The 8,366-nt window shown below is 36.7% G+C and carries 5 protein-coding genes; all 5 read right to left on the bottom strand.

What is annotated here, in order from left to right; translation table 11 throughout:
- Positions 1-85: 85 nt before the first annotated feature.
- The 5 genes from B2S90_RS01695 to mfd are packed head-to-tail and all read right to left on the bottom strand — an operon-like array spanning position 86 to position 8,339.
- A complete protein-coding gene (locus B2S90_RS01695) occupies positions 86-1,222 on the bottom strand; it encodes a prenyltransferase/squalene oxidase repeat-containing protein (RefSeq protein WP_286696458.1) in 1,137 nt (378 codons plus the stop codon).
- Between the two features lie 2 nt (positions 1,223-1,224).
- The gene (locus tag B2S90_RS01690) at positions 1,225-3,600 is read right to left on the bottom strand and encodes a homocysteine S-methyltransferase family protein (RefSeq protein ID WP_286696457.1); all 2,376 of its coding nucleotides are present in this window, start codon (positions 3,598-3,600) and stop codon (positions 1,225-1,227) included.
- A complete protein-coding gene (locus tag B2S90_RS01685; protein WP_055233028.1) occupies positions 3,600-4,247 on the bottom strand; it encodes a vitamin B12 dependent-methionine synthase activation domain-containing protein in 648 nt (215 codons plus the stop codon). The genes B2S90_RS01690 and B2S90_RS01685 overlap by 1 nt, the downstream gene beginning before the upstream one ends.
- Positions 4,244-5,107 (bottom strand): methylenetetrahydrofolate reductase [NAD(P)H], encoded by an 864-nt coding sequence (gene metF, locus B2S90_RS01680; RefSeq protein WP_278779620.1) that lies wholly within the window; start codon positions 5,105-5,107, stop codon positions 4,244-4,246. The genes B2S90_RS01685 and metF overlap by 4 nt, the downstream gene beginning before the upstream one ends.
- A gap of 40 nt (positions 5,108-5,147) precedes the next feature.
- The gene (gene mfd / locus B2S90_RS01675) at positions 5,148-8,339 is read right to left on the bottom strand and encodes a transcription-repair coupling factor (protein WP_286696456.1); all 3,192 of its coding nucleotides are present in this window, start codon (positions 8,337-8,339) and stop codon (positions 5,148-5,150) included.
- Between the last annotated feature and the right edge of the window lie 27 nt (positions 8,340-8,366).

Genomic DNA, 8,366 nt, shown 5'->3' with positions numbered 1-8,366 from the left:
CCACGATAAGCTGTAAAGCCAAATATAAAGAGAAAAGCGATTGCGACAAAGGCAATCGCTAATTTTTTAGTCGTGAATTTCTTCATTACTTCTTCTTACTTTTTATAGTTAATGCAATCACACCAATTGCCGCAATTGCAGCCACTACATAAGCCATCACATTAGTATTGTCGCCTGTGTTGACTTTCTTTACTGTTTCTTTATTTGGTTCTGTTGTAGCTGTTGTTTCTGGTTTAGTTGTACTAGGTGTTGTTTCTGGCTTTACAGCTGGTTTAGTTGTAGTAGTACCAGGTTTAGTCTCAGGTTTTTCTGGTGTAGTACTATTTGAGATAGTCTTTGTATAATCTTTTCTTGCCTTTAATACAAAGCTTCCGTTATTGATGACACCAAGTGCTCTTGCTCCTTCTAATGATGCATAAGCGTTTGGTTCAAGCTGGTATGTGTTATAGTTTAATGCATTGAATGTACCATCTTCATTCTGATAAGAAAGAAGATAGTTATATGCCTGATTATCTAATTTATAACCAGCCACATGTAATCCTTCTAATACACAAGACTGTGTATCTGCATTACCGCCCCATCCAATATCATAAGAGCCATCTTTACTATTTAACTTAGACTGTACAAAAGTATATGCTTTTGAGATAGCGGCATCATAAGTAGAACGTCCTGCAACACTTAATGCTTCCATAGCCCATCCAGTTGTATCTAGATCCGCATTTGGGCCCTGGTATTCATACCAATATGCACCATTGTCCATGGCCATAGTTGAAAGCTTATCTGCAACAGTTTTTGTTTTATCTGAATTCACTGTTTCTAAAGCCATTAATGTCCAAATAGTAGCTCCACATCCACCATTTTTATCATCTGTAAGAGTACCATCAGCCTGTACTCTGTTTTCTAAGATTTCTACTAAGTTAGTCTTATTGAAATCTGCAGGGTTATCCCCTAATAAAGAAATCGCAATAATAGATTTAGCAAGATCGCCATAAGATGCAGTTATATAATCTACATCCTTAAAGTTTTCTAATAAAGAATCAGCTTTACCATCTGCTTCAAATCCTGCTGCTTCATACGCAATAACGGCATCAGGACTATCTAAAGTAATTGTCTTTAAATAGTTCTGTGATTTGACTAACGCATCATCACTCGCAAAAGCGGCTGAGAATGATAACGCAAAAGTTAATGCGATTGAAGTTATAACTGTCAATATTCTTCTCACTTTTATTCTCCTCCAAATACTTTATCCGCAAAACGCACTGTTTCCATTGCGTCTTTCGCATAACAATCTGCACCGATACGATCTGCATATTCCTGAGTCATAACGGCTCCACCTACAACTGTAAGTGTATCAGGCTTCTTTTCCTTCAACAACTTAATTGTATCTTCCATACTCACAACTGTCGTTGTCATTAAAGCACTGAGTCCTACAAGTTTTACATCTTCTTTAATCGCTGTATCCACAATTTGTTCTGGTGGTACATCTTTACCAAGATCAATAACATCATAGCCATAGTTTTCTAACATGACTTTCACAATATTCTTTCCGATATCATGAATATCACCTTTAACTGTCGCAATGATGATTTTTCCTTTCATTTCTCTTGGTTTTCCTGCCATGGAATCCTTAATGACTGCGAAAGCAGCTTTGGCTGCTTCTGCACTCATTAACAACTGTGGCAGGAAGATTGTGCCTTTTTCAAAGCCTTTACCTACTTCATCAAGGGCAGGAATCAATTCTTCATTGATGATTTCTAATCCTTCTTTAGACTCAAGCTGTTTCTTTGTAGCTTTACCTGCATTTTCACTCATACCACGCTTGATACTTTCATATAACGACATATCAACCGCTTCACTCTTTATAGGAGTGGCTGGTGCACTATTTCCATAGGCACTAATATATTCTGTAAAGTTTGTATCGAGTCCACTTAAGGCAAGATAGGCACGATATGATTTCATCATTGCTTCTGATGAAGGATTGATGATTGCACAGCTAAGTCCTGACTGCATCGCCATAGTAAAGAAGTTCGCATTCACAATGGGTCTTTGTGGAAGACCAAAAGAGATATTAGAGACACCTAGAATAGAATGTCCATGAAGTTCATCTCTAATAATACGTAGTGTTTCTAATGTCGCAATGGCAGAAGTAGGATCTGATGAAATAGTCATAGCGAGTCCATCGATTACGATGTCTTTAGGTTCAATACCATATTTACCTGCTTCTTTATAAATTTTCTTCGCAATACGAATACGATCTGCCGCATTATCAGGAATACCATCTTCGTCTAAGGCAAGTCCTACGACAACACCACCGTATTTCTGAACAAGAGGGAAAACAGCATCCATGGATTCCTGTTTACCATTGACTGAGTTAATCATGGCTTTCCCATTATAGTGTCTTAAAGCTGCTTCTAAGGCGATTGGATCTGATGTATCAATCTGTAATGGCAATGCAATGACAGATTGTAATTTTTTCATCACTTCTACCATCATCTTAGGTTCATCAATTTCTGGTAAACCTACATTAACATCTAGAATATGTGCCCCTGCATCTTCCTGTTTTAAACCTTCAGATAAAATATAGTTAATATCTCCATCACGTAAGGCCTGTTTAAATTTCTTTTTACCTGTTGGATTAATACGTTCACCAATAATCACTGGCTTAGGTCCTATTTCTACAGCCTGTGAGAATGAAGTCACAACACTCATATTCTTCTTTACAGGTGGTTCAATAGGTAAATCTTTCACTAATTCAATAGTTTTAGAGAGATATTCTGGTGTTGTTCCACAACATCCTCCAAGAACATGTACATTCAAAGAGGCAATATCTTTCATCTCTGATGCAAATTCATCTGCATTCATATCATAATATGTATGACCTTCATCATCAGTCTGAGGTAAACCCGCATTTGGTGTCACAATAATTGGTGTAGAAGAAACTTTAATCATTCTTTCTACAAAAGGTTTAATTTGTGTTGGACCTAATGAACAGTTAATACCCAATGCATCAATATGTAACCCTTCAAGTAAGGCAACAACTGATTCAGGTGTACCACCTGTCAACATCTTACCTTTTTCATCAAATACGACAGTGGCACATACTGGAAGATCTGAATGTTCCTTAGCGGCTAGTACTGCAGCTTTTAATTCATAGCTATCCTGCATTGTTTCAATAAGGATCACATCTGCCCCCGCTTTAGTTCCATACTCAATGACTTCTGCATAGATATCCACTGCATCATCAAATGATAAATCTCCTAGTGGTTCTAAGAGTTTACCTGTAGGACCTAAATCAAGCGCAATCAAGGCATCAGCACGTCCTGTAAGTTCTCTTGCCTTTTTTGCATGTTCTACTGCTTTTGTAACTATTTCTTCTAGATTATCAGGATATTTCAATCTATTGGCACCAAATGTATTGGTGTTGATGATATCACACCCTGCTTCTAGATAACCTTTATTTAATTCTACAATCTTTTCTGGATGAATGATATTCCATGTTTCAGGTAATTCACCAGCCTGTAAGCCCCAGCTTTGAAGTACTGAACCGGTACCGCCATCCCAGAATAACCATTCTTTTGTCAGTCTTTCTTTAAATCCCATTACTCTCCCCTCCTGAATTCACATTGTGCAGGACAATTGGCACAGTCTTTTGTATGACGTGGCTGTGCATGATGTGTAATACCAATGATCGCCGTCACTGATTTGGATGGGACCATTAAGAGACTTTCTAATAAACTGATACCAATCTTATCCATCTTTAATATACGCATAAAATCTTTTTGATGATCTAATGCAAGATCTCCATAACCAGGCGAAAAGCGTGGCTTTAAGAATTCATTATTCTTATGAGCCTCCTGATTGAGTTCTTCATTCACTTCATCACAATACGCTTCTATCATCGCTGCCCCCGCTGCTTGATAGATTACTGCATCACTCATCTTAGTCAGTTCTGTACGTTTAATTAAACGATCGACTTCTATTCCAATTGTAGCTGCAAAGAGATAAACGGCATGACAGCCTTTTAAGTTATTCTCTAGATTACGACTATGAATCACCATATCACCAATGGTGATTGTATGGTTCTCTATTGTGACAGGAAATCTTTTCACAATATGACGTGGTACAGCTGTTTTCTGTAATACTTCTATACAGTGATCAAGTGCGTTATTGATTTCTGTAAGGTCACCTTCAATGGATTGACGGTATCCTAAATAACGTAAAGCTTCTTTACGATTGATATCTATCATTTGAGAAGCTCCGATAAATTATTCATAATACCTTCAGCAACATCTGGCTTATTCATAGTATAAACATGAATATGTTTTACACCATTCGCAATCAAATCAATAATCTGTTCAGAAGCATAAATAATACCTACCTGCTTCATGATTTCTGGATTATCACCAAACGCATCTACCATCATCTTAAAACGATAAGGAATAATAGATGTACCTGACATCTGTACAGCACGACTTACCTGCTTCGCATTTGTGATAGGCATAATACCAGCCACTACAGGTACATTTATTCCTGCTTCCTTGATCTTATATAAGAAGTTATAGAAAACATTGTTGTCAAAAAACATCTGTGTTGTTAAGAAATCTGCCCCCGCTTCTACCTTCTCTTTTAGATGCTGGATATCTTCCTTAATACTAGGTGATTCTACATGTCCTTCTGGATAACATGCTGCCCCAATACAGAAATCACCTTTCTCTTTCAATTCTTTAATTAACTGACAGGCATACTGGTAATCTTCTCCCACCTTACCATCAGAGGGAATATCTCCTCTTAATGCCATGATGTTTTCAATACCATTCTCTTTAAACTGTTCTACCATGGATTCTACATGTTCTCTTGTAGAAGAGACACATGTCAAATGCGCCATGACTTCAACACCATATTTCTCATGGATATCTTTCGCAAGTGCCACAGTATGTACACTTGTTCCTCCACCTGCACCATAAGTCACAGACATGAAATTTGGATTTAAAGATGCAATCTTTTCTGCAGCTTTTAAGACATTTTCATATCTGCCACTTGTTTTAGGTGGAAATACTTCAAAAGATAAAGTAACTTTATCTTCATTTAATAAATCAATAATTTTCATTGATACTCCCCCTTTTTTCCTATTCTACCTTATTTTATTTTTAAACACTAGTGTGTGTTTTATAATATTGTTTCAAAACTGTGTCTAAAAATTCAGTAGATGCAGAGACATAGTATGGTTCCATACCACTCACGATCGTCAACATGCCTTCTGTATATTTCATTTGTGGCTTCTTGAACATATGATTCACATATGCAAAGAACTTCTGTCCATCTAGGTCTTCTAAGAAGACTTTAGAGAAACGAATCTCTAATCCCTGGCTTCCATCCTTGACATCTTCAATAAGTGGATCATGTGAGAGGATATCAAATCTTCTCTTTACGACAATATTACGTACCTGTGATGGTAGTACACCATAAAGGTCTGTTAATTCCTGCTCCACACGTTTGAGGGTTTCTAAGTCATTGGCCTTATAAACACGCTGGTAGAGTTCTAATTTCTCCATATCACTCTCTACATAATCTTCTGGAATATAACCATCCACAGATACATTACGTGATGGAACTGTATCATCTTCCTTGATCTTACCCTGCTTTTCATCTATCGCATCCTGCAAGATCTTCATGTACATATCAAAACCGACCTGATCAATAAATCCTGCCTGTTCACCACCAAGAATATCACCACTTCCTCTAATAGACAGATCTCTCATCGCAATCTTATAACCAGAGCCTAATTGTGTGAATTCCTTAATGGCAGTGAGTCTCTTTTGGGCTTCTTCTGTCATAGCACGATCTTTTGTATAGAGAAGATAAGCATACGCAATACGTGCACTTCTACCAACACGACCTTTGATCTGATAAAGCTGTGCTAAACCAAACTTATCCGCATTCTCAATAATAATCGTATTCGCATTCGGTATATCAATACCTGTTTCAATAATTGTTGTACATACTAAAATATCATATTTCTTTTCTACGAAATCAGTCATGACATCTTCTAGTTCTGTCTTATCCATCTGACCATGTCCTACCCCAATACGTGCATGAGGTAAGAGGGTCTGTAAAGTAGAGGCTATTTCATAGATATTCTCTGTTCTATTATGAAGATAGAATACCTGACCATTACGTGATAATTCCCTTTCAATCACCTGTTTAATGAGAGCCCAGCTTTTTTCTGATACATAGGTCTGTACAGGTAATCTATTTAATGGTGGTGTTTCTATTTGTGAGAGTCCTCTAATTCCCATGATGGACATCTGTAATGTACGCGGAATTGGTGTGGCAGTAAGTGTAAGAACATCAATTGTTTTTCTGAGGTTCTTGATCTTCTCTTTCTGTCTCACACCAAAACGCTGTTCTTCATCGATACATAGTAATCCTAAATCCTTGAACTCTACATCCTTGGATAAAATACGATGTGTACCAACTAATAAATCAATATTACCTTCCTTTAAATCAGATAGAATCTGTTTCTTTTCTTTAGTAGTCGTAAAACGATTGAGTAACGCAATATTCACTGGGAACTTCTCAAAACGTTTCTGCATTGTACGATAATGCTGGGAAGAAAGAATAGTTGTAGGACATAGGAAAGCACATTGTTTCTTCGATACAATTGCCTTAAAGCAGGCTCTTAAAGCCACTTCTGTCTTACCAAAGCCAACATCCCCACATAATAGTCTATCCATCGGACGTGGTGTTTCCATATCTTTCTTGATTTCTTCTACAGCCTGTGCCTGGTCTGGAGTCAATTCATAACCAAACTCACTTTCAAACTCTAATTGAAGATCCCCATCAGGTTCAAACGCAAAACCTGGCTGTCTCATTCTTTCTGCATATAAGTTAATCAGATCATCAGCAAGACCATCTACCTTCTGTCTGACTCTTGCTTTCTCTTTTGCCCATTTAGGTGAGCCTAAAGCATGAATACGAGGTGGTTTACCATCTCTAGATGAATATTTTCTAATTAACTGGAACTGTTCTACTGGAACATAAAGGATATCATTACCTTTATAGGCAATATGTAGATAATCTTTATGCACACCATCAACGACTAATGTTTCAATACCCATATATTGTCCAATACCATTTGTATCATGAACAACATAATCTCCTACCTTTAATTCATTGTAGTCAGAGATTTTAGTCGCATCTCTGTATTTAATATATTTCTTCTTTGTTTCTTGTACCTTGAAAAGTTCCTGGCTTGTGAGTAATACAGTCTTCTCTTCCACAAAATTCATTCCACAAGGTAAATGTCCTAAGAATAGGTTAACGCCATCATAGATCTTATTTGTGGCACTTGTGAGAGTAAAAGGAATAGCATGATCGGTAAATAAGTTGACTAATATATCTATCTGACGCTTTTCATCTACACCAATCATGACACGATTGTATGTGAGTAAATCCTTTAACTGACTAATAAAGATTTTTTCATTAGCCATAGAGATCATGACAGGCTGCGTCATAAACATGATCTGTTGATCATTTTCTCTAAATCGAACAAAGTCTACATTCTGACGTTTTAATATAGTCTGAGGATTATTAATCAGTTTAAGTCCTCTGATCATCTGTCCTATTTCTTCTAATTCATGATAATAGAGGTAGTTCTCTTCCATATATGTCTTATAAGAAGCAAGAATAGAAGCGAAAGATGCAGTAATAATTGTATAATCACGTGCATAATCCATGATTGTGGCAGTTTCAGGGAATAAACCTAAATACTGATAAATACGTGGATTATAGTCATGTGCTTTAAGTGATTCAATATCTAATGCATAGGTCTGTTCAAGTTCATCCTTGAAATCATCCTTGACAGTCATCTTATCTTTTAATGTCTGGATAGATGCTTCTACTTGTGGTAAAGCCTCATCTTCATACATCATATCTGTAGCTGGAAGAATATCGATAGACTCTATTCTATTTGTTCTTCTTTGTGAGTCTTTATCATAGAAAGAGATTTCTTCTATTTCATCATCAAAGAATTCAATACGAACAGGTTGGTCATACTGAATTGTATAAACATCAAGTACTTCCCCTCGTCTAGAATAATAGAAAGGTGAATCAACTCTTTGCGTATTCTTATATCCAATAAACTGTAACCTCTTCTTGAGTTCTAAAGGATCAATAGTATCTCCCTTCTTCAAGCTTATAATACTCTTCTTAAAAAGCTCTACAGGAGTAATGTAACGTGTCATTGAGTGCATATGACAGACACAGATCATCGGTCTATCCTGTGTCATAGCATATAATGCATTAATTCTCTCACCTAATAGTTCATAAGAATAAGCCACTGATTCAACACGTAATGATTCATCTGC

The sequence above is a fragment of the Catenibacterium sp. UBA627 genome (assembly GCF_002299355.1).
GTDB classification, from domain to species: Bacteria; Bacillota_I; Bacilli_A; order Erysipelotrichales; family Coprobacillaceae; genus Catenibacterium; species Catenibacterium mitsuoka.
The sequence above is the reverse complement of the archived record's forward strand: the minus strand, read 5'-3'. Positions and strand labels throughout refer to the sequence as shown.